Origin of the sequence: Anaerobiospirillum thomasii, assembly GCF_900445255.1 — a bacterium.
GTDB classification, from domain to species: Bacteria; Pseudomonadota; Gammaproteobacteria; order Enterobacterales; family Succinivibrionaceae; genus Anaerobiospirillum_A; species Anaerobiospirillum_A thomasii.
On record NZ_UAPU01000007.1, the window covers coordinates 510,628 to 535,121 of the forward strand.

General features: G+C 41.6%; 22 protein-coding genes. 11 read left to right on the plus strand and 11 right to left on the minus strand.

Annotation, left to right across the window (positions count from 1 at the left end; all coding sequences use genetic code 11):
• Positions 1-85 precede the first annotated feature (85 nt).
• Entirely contained in the window at positions 86-301 is a 216-nt protein-coding gene (locus tag DRZ93_RS09525; RefSeq protein WP_113743860.1) for a hypothetical protein, read from the minus strand.
• Positions 302-366: 65 nt separating this feature from the next.
• On the opposite strand from DRZ93_RS09525, the gene DRZ93_RS13585 reads away from it, so the two are divergent.
• The 5 genes from DRZ93_RS13585 (at position 367) to DRZ93_RS09550 (ending at position 5,436) form a co-directional block, all read left to right on the plus strand.
• On the plus strand, positions 367-507 hold the full coding sequence (locus tag DRZ93_RS13585) for a hypothetical protein (RefSeq protein ID WP_172458171.1): 141 nt from the start codon (positions 367-369) through the stop codon (positions 505-507).
• Between the two features lie 75 nt (positions 508-582).
• Complete coding sequence (gene fliS / locus DRZ93_RS09535) at positions 583-1,053, plus strand: flagellar export chaperone FliS (RefSeq protein ID WP_113743858.1); 471 nt, start codon at positions 583-585, stop codon at positions 1,051-1,053.
• Between the two features lie 24 nt (positions 1,054-1,077).
• The gene (locus DRZ93_RS09540; protein WP_113746452.1) at positions 1,078-1,401 is read left to right on the plus strand and encodes a hypothetical protein; all 324 of its coding nucleotides are present in this window, start codon (positions 1,078-1,080) and stop codon (positions 1,399-1,401) included.
• A 198-nt stretch (positions 1,402-1,599) separates the two neighbouring features.
• Positions 1,600-3,120: a ShlB/FhaC/HecB family hemolysin secretion/activation protein gene (locus tag DRZ93_RS09545; RefSeq protein WP_113743856.1), complete on the plus strand. Its 1,521-nt coding sequence runs from the start codon at positions 1,600-1,602 to the stop codon at positions 3,118-3,120.
• Between the two features lie 9 nt (positions 3,121-3,129).
• Positions 3,130-5,436 carry a two-partner secretion domain-containing protein gene (locus DRZ93_RS09550; RefSeq protein WP_113746453.1) on the plus strand — a complete coding sequence of 769 codons (2,307 nt, stop codon included), beginning with the start codon at positions 3,130-3,132 and terminating at the stop codon, positions 5,434-5,436.
• 28 nt (positions 5,437-5,464) lie between these two features.
• Here the strand turns inward: DRZ93_RS09550 and DRZ93_RS09555 are convergent, their stop codons facing one another.
• Positions 5,465-6,118: an NUDIX domain-containing protein gene (locus tag DRZ93_RS09555; RefSeq protein ID WP_113746454.1), complete on the minus strand. Its 654-nt coding sequence runs from the start codon at positions 6,116-6,118 to the stop codon at positions 5,465-5,467.
• Positions 6,119-6,436: 318 nt separating this feature from the next.
• Between DRZ93_RS09555 and DRZ93_RS09560 the strand changes: the two genes are divergently transcribed.
• Complete coding sequence (locus tag DRZ93_RS09560; protein ID WP_113746455.1) at positions 6,437-7,777, plus strand: amidohydrolase family protein; 1,341 nt, start codon at positions 6,437-6,439, stop codon at positions 7,775-7,777.
• A gap of 29 nt (positions 7,778-7,806) precedes the next feature.
• Here DRZ93_RS09560 and DRZ93_RS09565 read toward each other — a convergent pair whose 3' ends face one another.
• The 8 genes from DRZ93_RS09565 to DRZ93_RS09600 all read right to left on the minus strand — a co-directional run bounded on the left by DRZ93_RS09565 (position 7,807) and on the right by DRZ93_RS09600 (position 16,284).
• Positions 7,807-8,157, minus strand: a complete 351-nt coding sequence (locus DRZ93_RS09565; RefSeq protein WP_113746456.1) for a hypothetical protein — start codon at positions 8,155-8,157, stop codon at positions 7,807-7,809.
• 255 nt (positions 8,158-8,412) lie between these two features.
• Positions 8,413-9,420, minus strand: a complete 1,008-nt coding sequence (gene trpS / locus DRZ93_RS09570) for a tryptophan--tRNA ligase (protein ID WP_113746457.1) — start codon at positions 9,418-9,420, stop codon at positions 8,413-8,415.
• 8 nt (positions 9,421-9,428) lie between these two features.
• On the minus strand, positions 9,429-10,115 hold the full coding sequence (locus tag DRZ93_RS09575) for a phosphoglycolate phosphatase (RefSeq protein WP_113746458.1): 687 nt from the start codon (positions 10,113-10,115) through the stop codon (positions 9,429-9,431).
• Complete coding sequence (gene rpe, locus DRZ93_RS09580; protein WP_113743849.1) at positions 10,115-10,783, minus strand: ribulose-phosphate 3-epimerase; 669 nt, start codon at positions 10,781-10,783, stop codon at positions 10,115-10,117. Before rpe ends, DRZ93_RS09575 begins: the two co-directional genes overlap by 1 nt.
• Positions 10,784-12,688, minus strand: a complete 1,905-nt coding sequence (locus tag DRZ93_RS09585) for an SPOR domain-containing protein (protein ID WP_113746459.1) — start codon at positions 12,686-12,688, stop codon at positions 10,784-10,786. It abuts the gene before it with no gap.
• Positions 12,689-12,743: 55 nt separating this feature from the next.
• Entirely contained in the window at positions 12,744-13,832 is a 1,089-nt protein-coding gene (gene aroB / locus DRZ93_RS09590) for a 3-dehydroquinate synthase (protein WP_113746460.1), read from the minus strand.
• Positions 13,833-13,835: 3 nt separating this feature from the next.
• Entirely contained in the window at positions 13,836-14,354 is a 519-nt protein-coding gene (locus tag DRZ93_RS13610; RefSeq protein ID WP_113743846.1) for a shikimate kinase, read from the minus strand.
• Positions 14,355-14,871: 517 nt separating this feature from the next.
• The gene (locus tag DRZ93_RS09600) at positions 14,872-16,284 is read right to left on the minus strand and encodes an MFS transporter (RefSeq protein WP_113743843.1); all 1,413 of its coding nucleotides are present in this window, start codon (positions 16,282-16,284) and stop codon (positions 14,872-14,874) included.
• Positions 16,285-16,548: 264 nt separating this feature from the next.
• Here DRZ93_RS09600 and DRZ93_RS09605 point away from each other — a divergent pair, with 264 nt between their 5' ends.
• The 3 genes from DRZ93_RS09605 (at position 16,549) to DRZ93_RS09615 (ending at position 19,799) form a co-directional block, all read left to right on the plus strand.
• Positions 16,549-17,502: a flagellin N-terminal helical domain-containing protein gene (locus DRZ93_RS09605; RefSeq protein ID WP_113746461.1), complete on the plus strand. Its 954-nt coding sequence runs from the start codon at positions 16,549-16,551 to the stop codon at positions 17,500-17,502.
• Between the two features lie 207 nt (positions 17,503-17,709).
• Complete coding sequence (gene hldE, locus DRZ93_RS09610; RefSeq protein WP_113743840.1) at positions 17,710-19,137, plus strand: bifunctional D-glycero-beta-D-manno-heptose-7-phosphate kinase/D-glycero-beta-D-manno-heptose 1-phosphate adenylyltransferase HldE; 1,428 nt, start codon at positions 17,710-17,712, stop codon at positions 19,135-19,137.
• A gap of 242 nt (positions 19,138-19,379) precedes the next feature.
• The gene (locus DRZ93_RS09615) at positions 19,380-19,799 is read left to right on the plus strand and encodes a rhodanese-like domain-containing protein (protein WP_113743839.1); all 420 of its coding nucleotides are present in this window, start codon (positions 19,380-19,382) and stop codon (positions 19,797-19,799) included.
• A gap of 72 nt (positions 19,800-19,871) precedes the next feature.
• On the opposite strand, the gene gltX is transcribed toward DRZ93_RS09615, so the two are convergent.
• Positions 19,872-21,269: a glutamate--tRNA ligase gene (gltX, locus tag DRZ93_RS09620; protein ID WP_113746462.1), complete on the minus strand. Its 1,398-nt coding sequence runs from the start codon at positions 21,267-21,269 to the stop codon at positions 19,872-19,874.
• A gap of 283 nt (positions 21,270-21,552) precedes the next feature.
• Between gltX and DRZ93_RS09625 the strand changes: the two genes are divergently transcribed.
• A complete protein-coding gene (locus tag DRZ93_RS09625; protein WP_172458174.1) occupies positions 21,553-22,734 on the plus strand; it encodes an MFS transporter in 1,182 nt (393 codons plus the stop codon).
• A 91-nt stretch (positions 22,735-22,825) separates the two neighbouring features.
• Complete coding sequence (gene ptsP, locus DRZ93_RS09630; RefSeq protein ID WP_113746463.1) at positions 22,826-24,493, plus strand: phosphoenolpyruvate--protein phosphotransferase; 1,668 nt, start codon at positions 22,826-22,828, stop codon at positions 24,491-24,493.
• Position 24,494 lies beyond the last annotated feature (1 nt).

The window sequence follows — 24,494 nt, forward strand, 5'->3', positions numbered from 1 at the left end:
CACCTGAACAACCTAATTTATTAAAATACTTATATATATTTATGTATGAATAAAAAGTTATACAAACATATAGTTTTTTTAAAGGTTAGGACTTTTGCGATCTTTTTTCAAGTTTAACTGTTGTTTTATAAAGGCTTAATTTAATTCTTTTTTGTATTAATTGACCTTGTGCATATTTTTCAGAAAAAAAAGAGCTTTTTCTTAAAAAGTACAAAAGTTTTTCTCTCCCCTGCCGATTAGAACCTACACTTTTGTATTTTTTGTAAATAAAGTACCTGACAAACCTTGCCGTTTTTGACATTGCATGCGCCAAAAGTGCGTATTAAAATAATCAAGGGTATTTTTAATACATATAGCGAGGTATTTATGCGCAAAGGTTCATTTGCTCACAGGAGTGCCACCGGTCTTAAAAGATCAAGACGCCACAGATACGCCTTGAAAGCCATAAAACGCGGTCAGAGAGAGCGTCGCTCCGTATTTTTCCTGATGGAAAACGCCAAGGATTAAAACTGGCATATTTCTTGCTCTTTTCTAAGTATCACCATATAAACGGCAATAATTGCCACTTTAGGAGAGAGCAATATGTTCGGTATTAATGATTTAAGCGCTTACAAGAAAACCTCGGTTAACGCCGAGTTAAGTGTAGCCGATCCGTACGTAATCACAAAAATGCTCTATCAGGGTATTTTTGAGAGACTGGCACAGGCCAAAGGCGCCATTGCCAGAGGCGATCTGGCTATGAAAGCCAACCGTCTATCTTCAGCTACTGCAATTTTAGAGAATCTAAAGGACACCCTTGATTTTTCTCAGTCAAAGGAAATTGCCACCAATCTGAAGAATATCTACAACTATATGATTCACTGCATTGCCGATGCTGCCATTGATCTCAATGAAAAGCCAATTGACGATGCGCTTAAAGTCTTTATGCCGATCAAAGAGGCATGGGACAAGATCCCTGTAGCCGCTCAGCAGCAGGCTTCAGCACAGCGCACTAACGATGCATACCACAGTGAATTTAACAATACTCGTTCACTGGCACACGGCACCATCTAAAAATTTCGATAAGGACAAAAGGCAATGGATAAGATTGACGATTTAATTCAGGCATTAGTAGCAATTGAGGAGGAAATTTCTCTGCTTGCTGAGGCTGACGAGCTTGATGATGCGCGCATAAATGAACTTAGCGCACAGCGTCTTGACTATATCAAGCGTATAACCTTTATGCAGCTTGATGAAGAGGAAGAGAACAAACGTCAGGAATTTGCCAAAGCCTTTGCCTCACACGCTCTAAGACAGATTGAAGATCTTAAAGAAAGACGTAGCGAGACAAGAGCTGAACTTGTCAAAATGCGTCAGGGCAACGCAGGTCTTCAGGCTTATGGCAAAGTAGGCCGACCATAAAATAAGATCCATATCCAGAACTAAAACTGCAATGTAGTATCATATTGCAGTTTTTTTATTTTTTACTGCCCTATTTTCAACTAGTTAACCCCACCTATTTAAAAAAAGCCTTTATTTTGCCCTCCTTTTGCCTCTGTGTTTTTTGCAGATCTTTACAATGGCGCCTGTCTTTTATTTTAAAAATTCTTTATTTTTACTATGCATAAATTATTTAATAAAACAGCCCTGGCTTTAGCTCTGTGCTCTGCCTTTTATACATATGAGGCCAGTGCTGACAACTCTATTGCCCTGAGTCATATAGAGTTTGCCACTACAGGTAATATTTTAAAACTTCCATATCTAAGCCAGATTGCAGACAAATATAAAGGTCGCAATATAGATGCATATATGCTGCAGAATATTCTGCAGGAGGTTACTGACTACTACAGAGAAAACGGCTATCCAAGCTCACGCGCCTATCTGCCAGAGCAGTCAATTGGTACAGACGGCGTGCTGCTTGTAGATATTGTCTACACCAAGATTTCAGATATAAATCTTAATATTGACAGTAAGTTTCTTGCAAGAGGTACATCCAAAATGCTTTTTAAGCATTTAAAGTCACTGCGACACAGTGATGTGCATACAAACGATCTGCAAAAAGAGCTGCTCAAACTCTCTGATCTTGGTGCCTTTGATATAAAGGCATCCATGCAGGAGGATGCAGACGATCTGTCCCATGCTGTCATTGATGTTGATATCAAAGAGCGCAAGAAATTTACAGGCGCCCTAATGGCTGATAACTATGGCAGCAAAAGTGTAGGTGAGTATCGCTTTATGGGTTATACCACCATATCCAATCTGACACAGCATGCTGACTCTCTGTCGGTATTTCTTGCCACCACACAAAAGAATTATAAAAACTACAATATAAATTATGAAATTCCAGTAAACAGTTATAAGACTGTTTTAGGCTTAGGCTCATGCTACAGCCACTATGAACTGTCAGATGAGTATGAATTTCTTGATGCCAAGGGCAGTTCACTTACAGGCGAGATCTTTTTAAAACAGCCTCTGCTGCGCTCCTTTGACACCAAAGCCGATATCTTTGTAGGTTACAGATACAGAGATATCAAAGACGAATTTGGCCTGTTTGATATTGAGTTTAAAAAGCACTCACATGCCATCTACGCATCAGTTGCTGGCAGTCATAAATTTACTGACAACCTAAGCGGCTCAGCTACAGGAAAATTCACATTTGGCCGTCTTTACAGTGATGATGAGTATGACATGGCCTTTGACGATAAATTCATAATCTTTAATACAACAGCAAATATCAATTACAGAATCAATGATTATGTCAGCGCAATATCTTCCTTTGAGGCTCAAATGGCATCTGTAAGTTTAGATGCATCAGAGTCATTTACCATAAGTGGGGCTGAGGCTGTTGCCGCCTACAAGAGCAACAAAGCTGCAGGTGACTATGGCTATATTTTAAGGTGCGGCATGCAGTTTAATCCAATCAAGGACAGCTCACTTAGCCTTACTCCAAATCTTTCATATGGCCATAGCGGATATAAGGGCTTTGCACAGACCACATCTTTAAAGGGACTTGGTCTTGATGCTGATTACAGCTACAAAGGCTTCTTTACCAAGGTACAGGCCGCAGCCGCTCTTGGCAATAAGACCAAAGCTGATGACAGCGCCCTGTTATGGGTTAGATTTGGCTACTCATTTATATAGGATTATTACATGAATAATATTAAGTACACCCTGCTTCCTTTATTTGCAGTATGCCTTGAGTGCAGTGCTGCCAATCTGCCAACTGGTGGTCAGTTTATCGGTCATCAAGGCATAATCAATACCCATGGAAAAGAAATGGAGATCATCAGCACCCAGGCTAATAATATTATCAAGTGGGATAGCTACAATATCGCTGCTAATCACCGAGTACAATACGACAATCGTAACTATTTAAATCTTGTAAAGGGTGGCGGTCCATCTGTTATTGACGGCACTCTCTTGGGAGCTTCTAGAGTTATCATCGTCAATCCAAATGGTATATCTGTTGGATCTGGAGCTTCACTACAAGTTAATAAACTCATGTTATCAACTGCTCATATTTCCGATGAGAGTATTGATAATTTTGCCAATACTGGAAATTTAAGCGTTACCTCTAAGGGCATGGGCAAAGTCACCCTGCTTGGTAGTGTCGAAACTAATAACCTGATAGTTGATGCCGGCCAAATCATTATTAAAGACACTGCAAATCTTAAAAATGAGAATGGAGATCCTTTAAAGCATGATCCTTTAGGTATGAGCCGTACTGTTGTTGAGCTAAAAAGCTCAACAGGCCGTATTGATATAGGTGGAAGCAAGGCCTTTGATATTGAAAAAAACTATGGCCTTAAGGCTACTGACTTTGTAGATCACAGAGGTCAGACTGCAATATCTACCAAGCAGGAGTTTTTAAATATAGGCAATAATCTCTCTGGCAGCTACTGGCTTACCAATGACGTTGATCTTGGTAATATCAAAGAGAGCATAGGATCTGACAAGGCCTTTACCGGAAGTCTTGACGGCGCCTTCAATCACATCTCATACTCAATGTCACTTGATGGCAAGAATGTAGCTAATGCAGGACTGTTTTCATCAATTGACGGTGGTCGTGTCTCCAATCTGATGTTTGACAGAGCTGAGATAAATATCTCCAATACCACAGCAGATATGTCAATTGGCGCCTTGTCTGGCACACTAGACAGAGCCTATCTTGAGAATATTGTAATTAAGGATTTTAACTTAAACCTCAACAATAATACTGGCTCCATACATACAGGTGCTCTTGCAGGTACACTATCAGGTATCACCCCATCAGTGCTTAAAAATATTGAGACAAAATTTACAAAGCTTGATGCCATTGCCACCAATGATCTAAAGGCAGGAGCCTTTATTGGCAATGCCAAAACTGCAGCCACCCTTCAGGGGCTTAACGTGGCAATCTCTGATAAAAAGCTTAATGCCATTGCTGTCAATACGGCAGCTTTAGACGTGGCTACAGATTATAAAACTGCCATTGATAAAGCCTCCAAGAACTTTAAAGACAGCTTTGCAAAGGACTTTGTTACAAACAATAATATTGCCTATAACAAAGGCTTTTTAATGCCGTTTTTTACAGAGGATTTTAGTGTTGACTACAATGGCAAGAGCCATCAGTACAGTTCTTTTTTAAAGGATAAGTATCAGTGGTTTAATCTTGCAAACTTTGCCTCACTTAATAATGATGGCAAGCATGTCAATGCCAATATCTACAATATTGATTTTATAGCCAACAGACCTGATCTTTTATATTTTGTTGATGCCAAAGGTAATCACAGCTCTGTAGGTCAGGGTCACCTTACTATCAACAAGGTGCATCTTGGTGACATTACTATCAACTCACAGACTATAAATCAGGGAGATAAACTGCCAAACTTTACAATTGGCAATGAAGGTGCCCTGAACTTTGTCAACTCCGAGGGCTTTGGTGATCTTAATGTTAAATTTGAGGTTGTAAATTACAATGGCGCCGATGGAACCTATAAAATAACCTTAAAGGAAAATGGACATAACAACTATACCTTTAACGTTATTGAAGGAACTCTTACAGTAAATAAAACTGGCGGCACAGTAACTCCTCCACCTGTTGTGGTGCCTCCTGTTGTAAAACCTCCTGTAGTTAATCCTCCTGCACAGAAGCCTCCTGTTATAACTCCGCCACAGATACCGCAGAATCCAGGAGACTCTGTACCAAATGCCCATGATTATGCCAAATATCATCAGCTTTTGCAGAGCACTCATGACTCATGTGATTTCTGTACAGGCAGACACAGCCTCTTTACCACAAGAGAAGATGGAGAGATGCACATGTCACGCTATATGCACGATATACGCGATATGTCACTTGCCCAGAACAGCAGCGAGCCTGAAAAGGCTGTAGATATGATTATAGATGCGCAGGATAAGGATAATACAACAATGACGGCCACAAACAGTGCCGATTATAAAAATACTACAATCTAGTCAAATGCCGGCAAGTGCCGGCATTTTTTTAATTTCTTAGCTTTAAAAAAGCCTTTTGAATCCTATCTTTGTGAATGCGCAGGTACATAAGAGACACAAGGGCTGCACAGTTGCAGATACGTCCGCTGTCGCAGAGCAAAAATGCATCTTCTGCCTTTAATTTAAAGACTCTTATATCCTCATCCTCACAGTCAAGTCCGCCATGACTGCCAATGTTATCGCTGTTGACACAGCCTATATAGAGGGTTACCACCTCAGAGGTGCCGCCTGGGCTTGGATATACTGCATTGACATAATGCAGATGAGCCTCTGTCATTTTAATTCCAGACTCCTCCTCAAGCTCACGCAGTGCAGCCTGTATAGGAGTTTCACCTTTATCAATCATGCCAGCTACAATCTCAAGTAGCCATGGAGAGACAGGATCGTTTAGAGCACCTGGGCGAAACTGCTCAATCAATACCACCTCATCCGTTACAGGATCGTATGGCAGTATGGCCACGGCATTGGCATCGCGCTCAAAGATCTCACGCACAAGTCTGCCAGTCTCCCCGCCACTAAATTTTTTATAGGAGACAATATACTGATCAATGGCAAAGCGCTGTTTAAAAATACGCTTTTTTTCATGAACAGTGACATCCTTTGCAGTAAAAAGAGGTGTCACATCTTTTTCACATTTACACATTTTTATATCAAATCAAATTAGAATATATAAAAAGGCACAGCCATATGGCAAAAGTGCCACATCAAAGCTATAAAGCTTTGATTTTAATAAAATAAATATAAAAGTATTATTTATACACTCTATTCTATTATATTTAAGCTCTTTTATAAAACAGGTCAAATCATATATAGGTTTAAACCTTAGAGCTTTTGATAAAATGTATAATATTTTAAATACAGCTATGCTGTGACAGCCTGCAGTGAATTGAAAACTTTAAAGCGCCATTGCTTTTAAATTACGCTACAGGATTTTTACAGATGATTTTGATGAGGATCTATTATGCAAAAACTGCTTTTAAAAGATGCAACTGTAGTCATGCCTGAGCGCATCCTTAAAAAGGATATTCTAATTGAGGATAAATTTATTGCAAAAATAGATGAAAACATTCAGGACAGTGGCGCCAGGGAAATTAACTGTAAAGATCTTCTAGCTCTGCCTGGTGCTATTGATGCGCATGTGCATTTCAGACAGCCTGGCATGGAGCACAAGGCAACAATGTTTACAGAGTCACGTGCTGCCCTGCTTGGCGGTGTAACATCCTATATGGATATGCCAAATACCATGCCACCGTGCACCTGCCTTGAGGCCCTTGAGCAAAAAAGAGCCATAGCACAGAAAGATTCTGCTGCCAACTACACCTTCCATCTGGGTGCCGGTCTTGACAATATTGATGAGATTGAGCGTGTTGATGTTACCAAGGTGCCATCGGTCAAAGTCTATATGGGTGCCACCACAGGCAATCTTTTAGTTGACAATGTTGAGAAGCTTAACCGAATATTTAAAGCCTCACCGCTTATGATTACTACACACTGTGAGGACAGCAATCTTATTTATACAAAGGAAAAGGAGTATAAAGAGCGCTATGGCGATGATATTCCTTTTACCATGCACAATTTTATCCGCAACCGTCACTGCTGTGTACAGTCAGCCCGTCTTGCCATACAGCTGGCCCTTGATAACAATGCAAAGCTGCATATTATGCATGTCAGCACCAAAGATGAGATTTCCCTGCTCTCCCACTTTGCAAAAGATGATATTCAGACAAGGCAGATCTCATGTGAAGTGTGCATACCGCATTTAATGTTCTCATCATCAGATTATGATCGTCTTAAGGGCTTTTTAAAGTGCAATCCATCTGTCAAGGATGAGTCTGACAGATTAAGTCTTTTAGATGGCATCAAGCGTGGCATTATTACTACTGTGGGCACTGATCATGCACCACATGAAAAAGAGAGTAAATTAAATGTCTACACCAAATGCCCGTCAGGTCTGCCATCAGTGCAGTTCATGCTCCCTGCCCTCTTTGATCTGTGGTCACGCCGAGAGATAAGATTGGAGCAGATTGCAAGACTTAGCGCCTACAATGTGGCAAAACGCTATGGCATTAAAGGCAGAGGCGCCCTGGTTGAGGGCAATTATGCTGATATTGTCCTTGTCAATCTGTTAAAGGGCCATAAGGTTACAACTGAGGATATTGCTTCAAAATGTCAGTGGTCACCATTTGAAGGACACAGATTTACAACCTCTGTCATACATACTTTTGTCAATGGTGCTCACAGTGTTGAAAATGGGGTGCTGACAGGCAATTACTGCTCCATGCCTCTTGAGTTTGAGCGCTAGTTATTTAAAGGCATGGGATATCATGCCTTCTAGCTGTAGCTGCACTTAGGCGACAGTCCTGCCTGCAGTATGGCGGCAGCAAGATGTTCACGGCTGCTGCCTGTTTTAAAGGCATTTATCTCATCCATACTGTACTTTCTTATCTCATTGACAATATTTTCCTTATGCATCCTGCCAAGATAAGATGAGGCATATTTTGAGCACAGTAATAACAGAGCTGAGCTGTTTTTATATAATATGTCATCAAGCTCTGCAGCCTTTAGATAGGAGGTGGTAGCCTTGTTTAAATTTCTTTCATAGATACATATGCAGTACGGCTCAGCTGTCGTATCCACTGCAATAATCATTGCAAAATCTGCTGCTGCTTTAGTGCTTTGCATGATTTAATCCCCTTTTGTTGTCTTATGTAAATATTAAAACAACAAATTGCTGATATTCATAACTTTATTAATATTTATTAAAGTTTTTATCAATTTTGCTAGCAGACACGCAAATTTTTGGGACAAAATTCTCACAAAGCACTCAAATATGCCCTGTATGCCCTTCACAGTGGGATTTTAAATCAACTTACACAAAGTGACTAAATTAAAATGCCAGGCTTAAAAAAGGAGGCTTGTGCCTCCCTTTTTTAACTCCTATCTTGGTACGACAAAACCTATTTTATCGTAGACATCATGCAAGGTCTTGATGGCTCTTGCATGAGCCTTTTGCGCACCGTTCTTTAAAATCTGATGCATGTAGGCCTCATCCTTTCTGATTTTTGCATATTCAGCCTGCACAGGCTCAAGCATAGCTACTACGGCATCTGCAACCTCAGCCTTGAAAGTGCCGTACATGCAGCCCTCAAAGTGTTTTACAAGATCCTCTACAGGCTGTGCTGTGGCAACTGACATAAGATCAAGCAGATTGGATACACCAGGCTTGTGCTCCCAGTCATAGGCTACAACAGGCGGATCATCACTGTCAGTTACAGCGCTCTTAATCTTTTTAACAATAGACTTAGGCTCTTCTAAAATTTTGATGACATTCTTTGGATTGTCATCAGATTTTGACATCTTTTTGGTAGGCTCCTGCAAAGACATGACTCTGGCGCCTGACTTTGGAATTAATGCCTCAGGCAGCACAAAAGTTTTACCATAAATGCTGTTAAAGCGCTCTGCAATATCACGTGTCAGCTCAATATGCTGCTTTTGATCATCACCTACAGGTACTAATGCAGCCTGATATAAAAGAATATCGGCGGCCATAAGTACAGGATAATTGTAAAGACCTGCTGATATATTGTTGTTATAGCGCTTTGACTTGTCCTTAAACTGTGTCATGCGGCTTAACTCACCCATCTGTGTATAGCAGTTTAATGCCCAGGCAAGCTCTGCATGACATGAAACATGAGACTGTACAAAGAGAGTTGATTTATCAGGATCAATACCGCAGGCTAAAAAGATGGCCAGAGTGTCAAGAGTGCGCTCTTTTAGCATTTTAGGATCCTGTCTTACTGTAATGGCGTGCTGATCTACAACACAATAGATACAGTCAGAGGTCTCCTGCACTGGCACCCAGTTTTTAAGTGAACCTATGTAATTACCAATAGACAGCTCACCTGATGGCTGAATACCACTGAAAATAATTGATTTTTCGGACATTTTTTACCTTATTTTGTATACATTGAGTCAATAAGCTCAATTAACTGTGAAAAAGAGTCAAAGGCATAGGTTGGATTGCACTCTCTTATATCACGGCCCATATTATAACCATAGGAAAAACCCACAGTGTCCATGTTGCAGTTCTGTCCTGCCTTTATATCATTGACACTATCCCCAACCATAAGCGCAGCATCAACGCTGCCGCCAAGTTTTTCAAGCACATAGATAAGAGGATATGGATCAGGCTTTTTCTTATCGAGAACCTCACCGCCTAGCACATAATCAAAGAGCTCATAGACCTGCATATGCTCTAAAAGAGGAACAGCAAAAAGCTGTGGCTTGTTGGTAATAACAGCCATTTTAATACCCAGCTCTTTAAAGTGCACAAGCCCCTCTTTGACATGAGGATAGATACTGTAGTCACTGCCAAGGCCCTGCAGATAAAAGCTGTTAAAATGCTCACGGGCCTCTTTGAGTACAGACTCATCAATATCCTCAATTTTGGCATCAATGCTGTGCCTTAACGTGCGGGCAAGAAGCATATTTGCGCCATTGCCAACATAGGTGGCTATCTCTTCAACTGACGGCACAAAATAGCCCATCTTTTGAGCAACCTTTGAGGCTGCTATGGCAAGCTGCGGTAGTGTATGGGCAAGAGTACCGTCAAGGTCAAAAAGTAAAATATCCTTTTTCATTACTCTAAAGCCTTGTGCAGATTTAAAAGAGCTAAAGCTCTGTCCTTTTGACCAAAGAAAGCATTGCCCACCACAAATACTGAGGCACCGTAGGAGGCAGCAACTGCTACAGTTTCAGGTGAAATGCCACCGTCAACCTCAATAACAGGTTTCACATTGGCCTCTGTTGCCAGTCTCTTGACATCGGCAATTTTCTTTAAGGTGGCAGGAATTAACTTCTGACCGCCAAAGCCTGGATTTACTGTCATAATGAGCACAAAATCAATCTTGTCCCACAGATAGCGCAGCATATTTGGAGTGGTTGAAGGATTGAGCACCAGACCTGCCTTGGCTCCACTTTCCTTGATTAAGGTTAAAAAGCGCTCCACATGCGGTGTGCTCTCTGGGTGAATGGAAATCCATGAAGCACCTGCCTTGGCATAATCTGTCACAATCTGCTCTGTAAGCGGACTTACCATAAGATGCACATCAAAGATTACATCAGGAAATTTCTGACGCATGGCCTTTAAAAATCCAGGACCAAAGGTCATATTTGGTACAAAATGATAGTCCATTACATCAAAGTGTATAAGATCAATACCCTGCTCTACAGCTGATGCCACCTCTCTTTCAAGGTTTAACAGATCAGCAGATAATATTGAGCCTGCAAAGCGAAATCTCTTTTCCATTTACTTCATCTCTTGTTTTACTGTTCTAAATCTCTTAACAAAAGGTCCTGACTTCTTGACTGTCTGAGGCAGACGGGCAATAGCTGCAGTGGCTGCACCAAGATCAGAATACTGTCCAACGATAAGCACATAATAACGCTTGCCATTGACATCCTTTTCATATATCCAGTATCTGTCAGACAGGAAGGCTGAAACATCGGCAACTCTCTGACGGTTGGTACCTGCAATAACCTGTACTGTATAATTGTTATCAGGCATGCCCTTAAGCTCATCTTTAGCACCTGGCACAGCCATAGTGACAGGAGCTCTGCTGGCTGCATTCATGGCTGCAAGATTATGACGCTGTGCAGTCAGATTTCTAAACTCATCCTTCTTGACAGGCTCTTGTTTAACACCGCGCTGAGTCTTCTTGGCTGTATTCTCAGCTACCTTGTTATTGCCCTTGTTCTGAGTCTTTACTGGATCAGTCTTTACAGCTTCCTTCTTCTCAGGTGCTGCAGGGGCAGATGCAGCCTGCTGTGTCTTTTCAAGAGGCACAATAAGTGATGGTTTGACCTCATTGTCAGCCTTGATTGCATTATCAGCAGGCTTTTCCTGAGGCTCTGTTTTAGCCTGTTCTGCTTTAACCTGCTCTGTCTTTGCAATCTCTGTCTTTGCCTGCTCTACAGGAGCCGGTACTGTCTGAGGTGTACTAATGGTTGGCATAGGAGGTGCCACCTTCTCAATCTCATTTTTGCGCAGCACATTGTCAGCACGCTCAATAGGCACAAAGTTGGTGCCCTCAAAGTCTATGACCTGGGTGCTATCATCTTTTTCTACTGCAGATCCTGCCAGTCCTCTCCTGGGATAGCCAGAGTTTGTAGACTCTGCCCCTTCAATTCTCTCAAGATCCTTGCCGTCAACTACAAGCTGATGCTCTGTTGTCATCTCAGGGGTCTTAGCCTCAACACCATATGGCACATCAGGCTGCAGTACACCATCATCAAGCACAGGCTTTGATGAGGTACTCTCAAGAGCCTGCGAATTTGGTGACATGGCAGCTGAGCTTTCATCCTGTGTGCTATTTTTAGAAAAGAAATCTGAACCCATAAAGATAGGAACCAGACAGGCAAGCACAATGGCTATACATAAAAATGTAATAAAGATGCCTGTAGCACCTGATTTTTTCTCTTTTTTAGGTGCAACCGGTCTGGCCTTGCCACGTGTATTGGTGGCATCAGGTGTCTTCTGCGGTTCTTTCATAAGCTTCTCCGTTATATCTATAAGAGCCGACAAATTACCGTTGCATGGTGCAAGCAGTGGCGGCACTTTGCCTTCAATGCGTTTAAATACTTTTATAAGTCCGTTTAAATAAAACAGATGTCTGCAAAAACTCAAAGCCTCGGTGGCACTTAACAGAGGTATCTTCTCCTCTTTAAGCTCAGTCTTGGCCGAATGGGCATTTCTAAGACGGGCTGAGGCAAAATTCTCCTGACAGGTGGCTACAAAAGAAAAGCGTCTCTGACCTAAAAAGTCATCGCTCAAGGCCACCAGCTCATCAAAAAAGGCACTTATTACAAGATCAATATCATCTACCACAAAGATAATCTTTTCCTTGGTAGGTACACCTCTTTTGATAATGGTGTCAGCTAAATTTAAAGTATAGTCAAACTTCTCCTCGCTAAAGCCAAAGAGCTGTGTCAGAACAATTTCACGCAGATTGATAAGTGACATCTCTTTGGAGCATGGAATAAAAACCACACGCTCAACACTGGTGCCAGATACTATCTTTTCAAGAACAGCACTGCGTCCTGAGCCTCTGCTGCCGGATATCAGAATAAAGGATTCAGAAGAGATAAGCTCATCTGTAATTTTCTTACAAAAAGTACTTTGACTTTCTATGTCTAAATAATCGTCGCTGTTCATAATTAAATATCCATTTGATTTCTAGCAGATTGTAATTCAAATAGATCTATAAATGCTACCTAGATTTAAATTTACTCAGTAAATTCTCACACTTTACGTCATCAATTGTATCAAAAATCTCAGCCTTGCCTATAGCAGATGGCAGCACATAGCGTATGCGCCCTGAGGCCACCTTTTTGTCATGATGCATGTGCTTTATAAAATCACAAGGCTCCATGCCATCTGGTATGGTACATGGCAATGCGGCGCTTTTAATTAAAGTATATATGCGCTCAAACTCTCTAAAGCCAATTAAAGACTGCTCCTTTGCCACAAAGGCGGCTATGATCATACCAAGACCTACAGCCTCACCGTGCAGCCAGGTTCCAAAACCCATATGCGCCTCTATGGCATGACCAAAGGTATGACCTAAATTTAAAATGGCTCTAAGCCCTTTTTCCTTTTCATCAAAGGCAACGACCTCGGCCTTTATAGAACAGCAGCGCTCAATAATATAGATGGTATCTTCAATATCAAGCACCAGACCATCCTTTAGAGTCTGCTCTAAAAACTCAAAAAAGGCCTTGTCATAGATAATGCCGTATTTTATAACCTCAGCCATGCCGGCAATCATCTCTTTTTGCGGCAGTGTCTTTAAAAAGAGTGCATCAATAAAGACAGCCTTTGGCTGATAAAAGGCACCTATCATATTCTTGCCAAGGGGATGATTGATGGCAGTCTTGCCGCCAACAGAGCTGTCAACCATGGATAAAAGTGTAGTTGGAATCTGTATATAATTGACTCCTCTTTGATAGGTGGCAGCAGCAAAACCTGTCATGTCACCTACCACACCGCCGCCTAAGGCTATAAAGGTGCAGTCACGTGACAGGCCATGCTCTAGGGCCTTTGACATGATCTGCATATATGAATCTACAGTTTTATATCTCTCTCCATCCTGTAAAATGCACTCACAGACATGACACTCAAGGCTGCCAAGAGCCTCTTTTATAACAGAGGCATACAAAGGAGCTATGGTTTCATTGCTTACAAGCAAAACATCAGAGCCCTTTTTTATATAGTCGCCACAAAGCTTTTTAAAATCAAGATCCTGTCCTATATAGATGTTATAGGCCTTATCCTTGAGAGCCACATTTAAAATCTGCATTTACTATCCTTGTAATTTATCTAAAATCAATCGTGTAATCTCATTTACATCAAGATTGTCTGTTTCAATCTTAAAAGAGCTTATTGAGCTGTAAAGCGGATCACGTATGGCAAAGAGCTCTGAGAGTCTGCCCTTTCTGTCATCAACTGCAATCATTGGCCTGTTGTTATCATGTGCAGTGCGTGCATACTGTGTCTCAACCGAGGCATAAAGATAGATACAGATACTGTCTTTGACCATGGCCTCACGGTTTTTAGCATCCATAATGGCCCCGCCGCCTGTGGCAATTACAGCTTTGCTGCATTTAAGACAGTCTGACAAAAACTCTCTTTCCTTACAGCGAAAATAACTCTCTCCATAAATTTTAAACATATCATTTATAGACATGGACAGAGATTTTTCAATAAGAGAATCAAGATCGATAAAATCATAGCCAAGACTGTCACTCAAAGCTCTGCCTACTGTACTTTTACCGCAGCCCATTGGACCTATAAGCACAATGGGGCCTGTAACTGATGCCATATACAACTCCTTTAGTATAAGTGCTACTATTGTGCACCTGTTATGATTATATGCAAGACACAAAGAGCCAAATTTTAAAAGTGCACCGTTTAAGATCTATTCTTATAAGACAAAAGCCTTATAAAAATACTCTGTACCTACAAAAATCCGCACTGTTACATGCCTGCTCACTGCATCCTTATCCTGGATCTTATGCACACGCTGTGTATATAAATCACACAAAAGAAGATAAATAAAAACAAAAAGCCTCTTGTAATAGTAAAAACCCACAACATTGCTGTATGTAAAGGCTTTTAGTCTGTGACAGGCCTACATTTCTCTTTTAAATCTTATCTGCCTTTATATTGTATATTCTAAAACTAGTGCACAAATCCCATCTGCCATATAAATTAATACAGCTTTAAAAAAATTGCTGTTAGCATCATCATAACTTTTATATAGGCAAGATAACTTATGTTAAGCCGATGGATAACTAAGTCAGTACTTTTACGTTGTCTTTATATAAAACACAGTAGATTTATTTAATAATTTTTTTGACCTCATTGCCTATCTGAATAAGCTCTGTACCCTGGAAAATTCTATGCTCAATCTCCTCAAGACTTAAATTTGAGGTATCAGGATAATATCTTTTAAGCACTATGGCTAAAATTACAGAACAGCATAAAAGTACAAAAACTATAAGAGGTACATTTATATAATCAGAGTAAAGATATATGCCCCTTGTATTTAATAAAATAGAGCTCACGTAGATAAAAAGTACGGTAGCTCCTGCAAAGTCCCTGGCATTATTGGGCGTAATATCTACAAATGAGGATAAAAATGAAAAGGCAGCAAGACTTGATGTAAAAATAAATACCAGACTTAAAACTATGATAGACAAGGAGCTGCCATCAGGCCCGCTTGCAAGAACAAGCCACAATAAAAACAGCAGTATGCTGTCAGCACTGATACCAAAGAGTATAAGCTTGCGTCTGCCAAACTTGTCAATTGAGAAGGTCACAGTAAGCGAGGCTGCCAGAAATACTAGAAAGATGGCATAGAGCATGACATCCTTCATCTTAAGGCTTAAATCCTCGCTTAAGTACAGACTGTCAGTCATGGTAAAGAGCAGTATGCTTGGCACAAAGGAAATGCCTGCCATATGTAAAAACAGTGCCGTTATGCCATAAAGCCATAAAACCTTTCTAAAATGCTGATTCTGAAAGAAAAGATGGGCCCCGTGAAACTCACGGCGTGAGCTTTCATTGATGGCAGCCAGCTCATGAGCTGCCATACCCATATTCTGTCTTAACTTGAAAAGTACGTTTAAGGCTGAATCGCTAAGGCCTACAAGCGACAGCCAGCGCGGACTTTCTGGCAGTTTTATAAAAGCTATAATAAAGATAATTAAATTGACAATAATATAGGCGATTAAAAACGGAGCCATATTAGCTATGCCCTGCATCGATGAGAGACATTTGGAGAGCATAAAGCCTGTGACAAACATGCTGACAATAAAGGAACAGGCCATACCGCGATGAGTGGATAGAGTAATTTCTGCTATATAGATGTAAGATGAGAGAAAATACAGACCAAAGGTTATGCCTATAACAAAATAGGCAGAAAGAAAGAGCGAGAGATTTGAGGCCACCGAGGCTGCCACAAAGGCAAACATGCCAAACAGAGCCGAGCTTAGAATAATAACCTTGCGCCCTGATTCATAGGTAAGCCAGGCACCAAGAAAAATACCAATAGCAGCTCCTGTCATGGTGGTGCCAAAAGAAATCAAAAGTATAGGCTGTGAAGTACCAAAAAGAATAGAATTAATATCAGTGGTAAAGAACTGATTGGCTATTGAAAAACCAAAGCTAAGTGCAAAAAAGGCCACCAAAAGTGAATACTTAAGGGGAATCATGGCTACATTGTAGCTGCTTGTAATATCGTCTTTCATTTATCTTTTATATCTTCAAATCTGATGCTGTACAATTTTATTATAAATTGCATATTTAAAACAAATAAAACACAGTTTTACTCTTATGCCTGCAACAGTGCATCACTTTCAGTGAACTTGTAAGACCCTGCCCTGCATACAATAGTTAAAACACACTTATAGAAAATATTTAAAGTTGGCATGTTTTTTTCTTATATGAGCATATATATGAAAACAGAGGCTAAAACGGCAAAAAATGCATAGCCCCGACTCAGGAGAAAAAAAATGGCTCTTTATGTAAATACCAACGTTTCATCCATTAATGGACAACGCAAGCTTGCCAATTCAACCAATGCACTTAATGTTTCATATCAGAGATTAGCATCTGGTCTTAGAATCAATTCGGCAAAAGATGATGCCGCAGGCCTTCAGATCTCAGATAGATTAACAGCACAGATTAACGGCTTAGGTCAGGGCAACAGAAACTGTAATGACGGCATTGCCTTTGCCCAGACTATTGAAGGCGCCATGGACGAAATGACTGCCATGCTCCAGCGCGTCAGAACACTGGCCATTCAGGCAGCCAACGGTACCTATTCACCAACTGATCGTATCTCTATTCAGCAGGAGCTTACCCAGCTTGGTACAGAAATTACCCGTGTAGCCTGCAAGACAACCTTTGCCGGCAAAACTGTCCTGAACGGCTACTATACAGCACAAGGTGGTGGCACAAGTAATACAGCAGCTACCATGATTGGATCAGACGGTATGGTAACCTTCCAGGTTGGTGCCAATGCCAATGACACTATTGCTGTAACCAATATGTCAAGAGGTTTCATGCTCTCAACTATTGCCTGTCAGGCTGGCATTTTACCAAATGGTGTTAACTTTGGTAACGCAACAACAGGCTTTATTCAGTCAAACGGTGTAGTTCGTTTTTCTGTAACCAATCAGTCACAGGCCCAGCTGACTATTGCCAATATTGACTCAATGATTCAGGTTATTGACTCAAAGCGTGCCGAGCTTGGTGCTGTACAGAACCGTATGGAATCCACTATCAGAAATCAGGCCAACATTCAGGAAAATGAATCTGATGCCCGTTCACGTATCCGTGATACAGATTTTGCTGAGGAAACTGCAGCCTTAACTGCCAATCAGATCCTGCAGCAGGCCTCACAGACCATTTTAACCCAGGCCAATCAGAGACCACAGATTGCTCTGTCACTGCTTGGCGGTTAATACCAACTTTTAAGTTACTCTCTCTTTCCTGAGCATGGTGCTCACAGGCCGGATAAAAATTTCTATCCGGCTTTTTTTCATCTTTTAAAACCTGTTCTAGCTACTATCTTTAGTGTCTGTGTCCTGTGTGCCTTGTCATTTTCATTTTTAAAGACGAAGCTAAATAAGCTATAATCTAATCACATTTAAGACTGATATGGAGTTTGCATGCAGAATTTAAACCTACCTGATTTTTCAGGACGCGTCTTAGTTGTCGGTGATGTAATGCTTGACAGATACTGGAAAGGTCCATGCTCAAGAATATCCCCCGAGGCTCCTGTACCTGTAGTCAGAGTCAGTGATGTCGAGGACAGAGCAGGCGGCGCTGCCAACGTTGCCATCAATATTGCCACACTAGGTGCCCCATGTAATCTATGTGGCATTGTAGGTGTAGATGAAGTTGCCACCAAACTCTCAGATATTGTGGAACAAGCTAAGGTCACATGCCATTTTGTCTCTGACAGCTCTTTGCATACCATTACCAAACTTAGAGTTTTAAGCCGCAATCAGCAGCTTTTGCGTGTTGATTTTGAAGATGCCTATGAAACTACAGATCAGGGTACTATGCTGCAGGGCTACAGACGTGCCATAAAAGAGTGTAAAGTTGTAATCTGCTCAGATTATGGCAAAGGCGCCCTCTCCTCCATAAAAAGCATGATTGATATTGCCAATTATGCCAATATTCCTGTGCTTATTGATCCAAAGGGCACAGATTTTTCAAAATATGCCAATGCTACACTGCTGACTCCAAATATGTCAGAGTTTGAGGCTGTGGTGGGCAAGGTCAAAGATAATGAAGATCTTGAGAAAAAGGCCCTTGATCTTATCTCAAGATACAATCTAAAGGCCCTGTTAGTGACAAGATCTGAAGATGGCATGTCACTTATTGTGCCAGGCCGCAAGGCAGAGCATCTGCCTACCAATGCCCGTGAGGTCTATGATGTAACAGGTGCAGGCGACACAGTTATTGGCACCATTGGCGCCTGTCTTGCCTCAGGCTCAAGCCTGTCTGAGGCCTGTGCCATTGCCAATACAGCAGCCGGCATTGTAGTGGGCAAACTTGGTACCTCAACTGTAAGTGTTGATGAGATAAAACATGAGCTGGGTCTAAAGCAAAACAGCAGCAAGAGCATACTTGGCAAAGAAGAGCTTTTATCTCGTGTTGCCAAACTTAAAGCCCAGGGCCTTAAAATAGTTATGACCAATGGCTGTTTTGATATACTGCACAAAGGGCATCTAGATTATCTAAAAAGAGCCAGAGCACTTGGTGATATACTCATTGTAGCTGTCAATACCGACAGCTCAGTGCAGATGCTAAAGGGACCAAGCCGTCCTATCAATGCCCTTGAGGATCGCATGATTATGCTCGATGCTCTTGAGTGCACCTCACTTATTACCTATTTTGATGAAGAGACACCTGAGAGTCTTATTGCCGCAGTGCTGCCAGATATTCTGGTCAAAGGCGGCGATTATACTGTAGAGCAGATTGCAGGACATAAACAGGTACTGCAAAATGGCGGACAGGTTATTATTCTGCCTTTTGTAGACGGCTGCTCTACCACCAATATTGTAAATAAAATCAAAGGTTCACTCTAAATACCCAAGGGGGCAAATCTGCCCCCTGCTCCTAATCTTTTAGCCTTTTTCCAAAAATCCCTGCCTTTATTTCAAAAATACAGTTCCATCGTGTTAAAAATGTCATATTCATGCACAATTTTGAGCTGTATATCAATTATTTTATATTTTTTTTTGCTACAGACAATAAATTGTTATCATGTAACCATCAAACGATAAAATTGAGCGTACAATCTGCTTATTAATTGTTTATGGAGTAATATATGCACTTTCTTAAGGTTTTATTAATAGGTTTAGGACTGACTTTTATGTTTCCATCTTTTGCCGAGCTCTCTCCTAAGGAGCTGTTAAAAGATTATGAGATGCCAGTAGGCTACAGCGAGCCAAAGCAGCTTATTGCCCATGCTCTTATTGAAGAGGGTGTAGGTGTTCTTATTGACTGCAGAACCAAGGAGGAGTATGAAAATGGCCATATTGAAGGTGCCATCAATCTTGACTCTGAGGTTATCACTGCTGATATGTTAAAACAGTATGCTCCTGATGAATCAACCCCTATTTTAATCTACTGCAGATCAGGACGTCGTGCCGGCATTGTCGGCAAGGATCTTGTCAAATCAGGCTATAAGCATGTTCTGAACTTTGGCGGTATCAATACCTGGCCATATGGTCTCATTCAGGATTAATTCTGATAGACAAAAGTTTAAAAGGGGAGCATACAGCTCCCCTTTTTACATCTTTAATTTAAAGGCACTGACCTATTTTGAAAAATGCTCAATGGCCTGTTTAATACGTGCATAGGTACGCTCACGGCCTACAAGCAGCATGGTATCACCAATGCCAGGTGAGGTTGGAGTTCCGGTCATGGCAAGACGCAGCGGCTGACCTACCTTGCCCATGCCAATTTCCATGCTGGCGGCAAGTTCCTCAAGTACCTTATCAATAGAGGCCGCATCCCAGCTCTCAAGACCCTCAAGGGCTACAAGTGATCTCTCAAGCACTTCAATACTGCCCTCTTTAATCCATTTTTTAACGCCGGCAGCATCATACTCACTAAAGTCCTCATAATAGCAGCGGGCCTTTTGTGCCATCTCCTTTAGAGTCTGACATCTCTCGGCATAGGCCTTGACTACAAGCACAGGATCAGGACCATTGTCCTTGTTTAAACCCTCGCGCTCCATATGCCATAAAAGCTCTGCTGCCACCTGTTCTACAGGCAGTGTCTTTATATACTGGGCATTGATCCAGTTGAGCTTTTTGGTATTAAAGCTTGAGGCACTCTTGGTAATGGCCTCTGGGGTGAATAATTCAATCATCTGCTCACGGCTAAATAGCTCCTGATCGCCATGGGACCAGCCAAGACGTACCAGATAATTTAAAAGAGCCTCAGGCAGATAGCCATCTTCACGATACTGCATTACAGATACAGCGCCGTGACGCTTGGAGAGTTTGGTGCCATCGTCACCTAAAATCATGGCAAGATGACCAAAGACAGGAACAGCTGCGCCCATAGCCTTGTACAGATTAATCTGTCTTGGGGTATTGTTGACATGATCATCACCGCGGATAACGTGGGTAATACCCATATCAAAATCGTCTACTACCACACAGAAGTTATAGGTTGGGGTGCCATCTGATCTTTGAATGATAAAGTCATCAAGCTCGCTGTTTTGAAATTCAATATGACCCTTTACCATATCATCAAAGGCTACAGTGCCTGTATCTGGATTTCTAAAGCGCACTACATATGGCTCATCAGCACTATGCTGCGTCTCATCATGGCGGCAGTGACCGTCATAGCGTGGCTTTTTGCCCTCTTTCATCTGCTCTTCACGCATAGCCTCAAGACGCTCTTTTGAGCAGTAGCACTTATAGGCATGACCTTTGGCTATAAGCTCATCAATAACCTCTTTGTATCTGTCAAATCTTTTAGTCTGATAGTAAGGACCCTCGTCCCATGACAGATCGAGCCACTGCATGGACTCTAAAATGGCATCGATAGCAGGCTGTGTTGATCTTTCTCTGTCAGTGTCCTCAATACGTAATACAAACTGACCGCCGCAATGTCTTGCGTATAACCATGAAAATAAAGCAGTTCTCGCACCGCCCACATGCAGATAACCGGTAGGAGATGGAGCAAAACGGGTCTTAACCATGAATATATCTCTACTTTTGACTAAAAATAATTACGCTATTTTAACACTTATTTATATGCTTTTTAGAACTTATTGCGCATAAGCCACGTCATGGCTCCCCACACACATCTTTTTTACATCAAAGACAATTGTAAAAGCTCTCATACCTTGCAAAAAGACCTTTTTCTACAGCATCTTAGTGGCAAAAACAGCTTTTAACATTATTTTTTAAAGGATGGCAACATATGTTTTAGCTCACTGCTCTTTGTTATAAAATAGCCCTGTGCTTATGAGGATAAATACTATGCAATCTTATAATCTTTATAAAATCATGCTCTCAGGACGAGGCACCTTTTTATGTGCAGGCTTTGCCATTGCCGCCTGGGCCCCTATGATTCCCTATGTACAAAAGAGATTTGACCTTGATGAACAGGGTTTAGGCCTTATGCTTTTGTGCGTGGCTGGAGGTGGTCTTGCCTTTATGCCCCTTTGCTCATACCTTACAACACGCCTTGGCTGTAAAAAGGTGCTCTATGCCACCATAGCCATTTTATCACTCTGTCTTGGTGCCATTCCTCTTATCAACAATATCTATGTCATGGCTCTGCTGCTTATTATCTTTGGCGGGGCTAGTGTGGCAGCCGACGTGGTCTCAAATATCAATGCTGCTCTTTTAGAAAAGATTTTAGACAAACCTATAATGTCAGGCCTGCATGGTATGTACTCTGTAGGTGGCTTTTTAGGAGCCAGTGCCGTAACTGCCGTGCTTGGCTTTACCAAAGACAGTATGTATGGCGGTATCTTTGCTGCCTTTGCCCTTGCCATTATGCTCTTGACCCTGTGTCCTCACCTTTTAGGTCTTGAGGATAATAAACTTGCAAAGAATGATGAGAGCCGCGATGGGAAGACTCACAGAGGCTTTTATATACATCATATGGTCCTTATTATAGGCATACTGTGCTTTATTATGTTTTTAACCGAAGGTGCCATACTTGACTGGTCATCAGTGTATCTGCATCAGATGCGCAATGTGGCACTAGAAAACGCAGGCTATGGCTATGCATCCTTTGCCATTGCCATGACCCTGTTTAGATTAAGCGGCGATAAAATTGTAAGCTCTCTTGGCCGCCGCTTTACTATTGTCTCAGGATCCCTCTGTGTCTTTGCAGGATTTGCCACCACTGTTATCATGCCATCTGTTATAGGTGTTATGACAGGTTTCTTTTTAATTGGTGTAGGTGCCTCAAATATTGTGCCACAGCTTATATCCTATATTGCCAAAAGAAAGGAAATGCCTATGCATGTCTCTATTACCTATGTCAATGCGCTAGGCTATATAGGCATACTCTCAGGCCCTGCTCTTATTGGTTTTATTGCACAAAGAATTGGTCTTGAGATGACATTTTTATGTCTTGGTATCAATGTGCTTATTTTAGGCCTGGTAAGCTTTGTCATTTTAAGAACAGATAAGAAAAAGGGATCATAGGCACACAGCTGTGTCTAAAAAAGATCTAAAAAACTGTTTTTAAAAGATAAAAATGGTTTATATTAAAAAGAAACTGCTATAGGACAAAATTGTGGATAGTTCATACTCAGTTCCTGTCAACAAGACCCTCAACGGCACTCCGGCCTCGCGCGGTATAGCCTTTGGCCGTATCACCTTTTTACACAGAGAGTGCGAACCATCAGTACGCCACACTGTTGAAGATACCACTCAAGAGTGCGAGCGTTTTGAAAAAGCCAGACAGACAGCCATAGCGCAGCTTGGCTCTCTTTATGAAACCTCACTTGAAAAGCTTGGCGAGCAGAATGCCTTTGTCTTTCAGATCCATCAGCTTATGCTAGATGATCCTGACTATGTCTCACAGATCAATGACACCATAGTTACACAAAGGGTCAATGCCGAATATGCTGTTGATTTTATAGCCAATAAATTTGCAGCCATGTTCCGCGCCATGGACAATGAGTATATGCAAGGACGCGCGAGTGATGTCATAGATGTCTCACGCCGTTTAAATGACATACTTCTGTATGAAAAAGGAGCGCTCAAGCGCCCCAAGATCCATAAGATTGATGGACAGCCTGTCATTCTAGCCACAGACGATCTGGCCCCGTCAGAGACAGTGCAGCTTGATCAGGATGCAGTCTCAGGCATCATCACCTCTCATGGCTCTACACGATCACATACTGTGATTTTTGCCCGTACCATGGGACTGCCTGCTGTTATTACCATTGGCGATGAGCTCAATGAAGATCTCGAGGGTAAATTTGTCATAGTCGATGGTGCTCAGGGTATTGTCATACTAGAGCCAGATAAGAACACCATTGCTCTGTACTCTGAAAAAAAGCGTATTGAAGATGCGCTAAGAGAAAAGCTTGAGCAGTACCGCGGCCGTGAAACCTATACAAGATCAGGCCGCAAGATCCATCTTTATGCCAATGCAGCCTCCCTGTCAGATCTTGATCTGGTCAAAGCCTCGGATGCTGAAGGCATAGGCCTGTTCAGATCTGAGTATATCTATTTATCATCAGATGATTATCCAACCGAGGATTATCAGTATGATATTTATCGTCAGGCCTTATCCTTGATGGATGGCAAACGCGTTATTATAAGAACACTTGATATTGGTGCTGACAAGACAGCTGATTATTTCATGCTCAAAAAGGAGGAAAATCCTGCCATGGGCATGAGAGCTGTAAGAATATGTTTAACTCAGCCTGAAATCTTTAAAACACAGCTGCGTGCCCTGTACCGTGCCTCAGTGCATGGCCATCTTGCCATCATGTTCCCTATGATAAATTCAGTAGAAGAGGTCAAAAGCTGTCTTAAAATCTGCCATGAGGTAGAGGCAGAGCTTATAAGCAAAGGCATTGCTTTTGATAAAAATATTGAAAAGGGCATTATGGTTGAGACCCCGGCTGCTGCCATTATCTCTGATGAAATTGCCCCGCTTGTGGACTTTTTCTCCATAGGCACCAATGATCTGACACAGTTTACCCTGGCAGTTGACAGACAGAATGCATCTTTAGGGCGCTTTTTAAATCCATATCATCATGCGGTCATGCGCCTTATTGAAAATACTGTCATCAATGCCCACAAGGCGGGGATCTGGGTTGGCATCTGCGGCGAGCTGGCCTCTGATGAACACTTTACCCATGAACTTATCAGAATTGGTATAGATGAAATTTCTGTCGTACCTTCCAATATATTAATGCTAAGAGCAAGAATTGCCACTTTAGGATAAA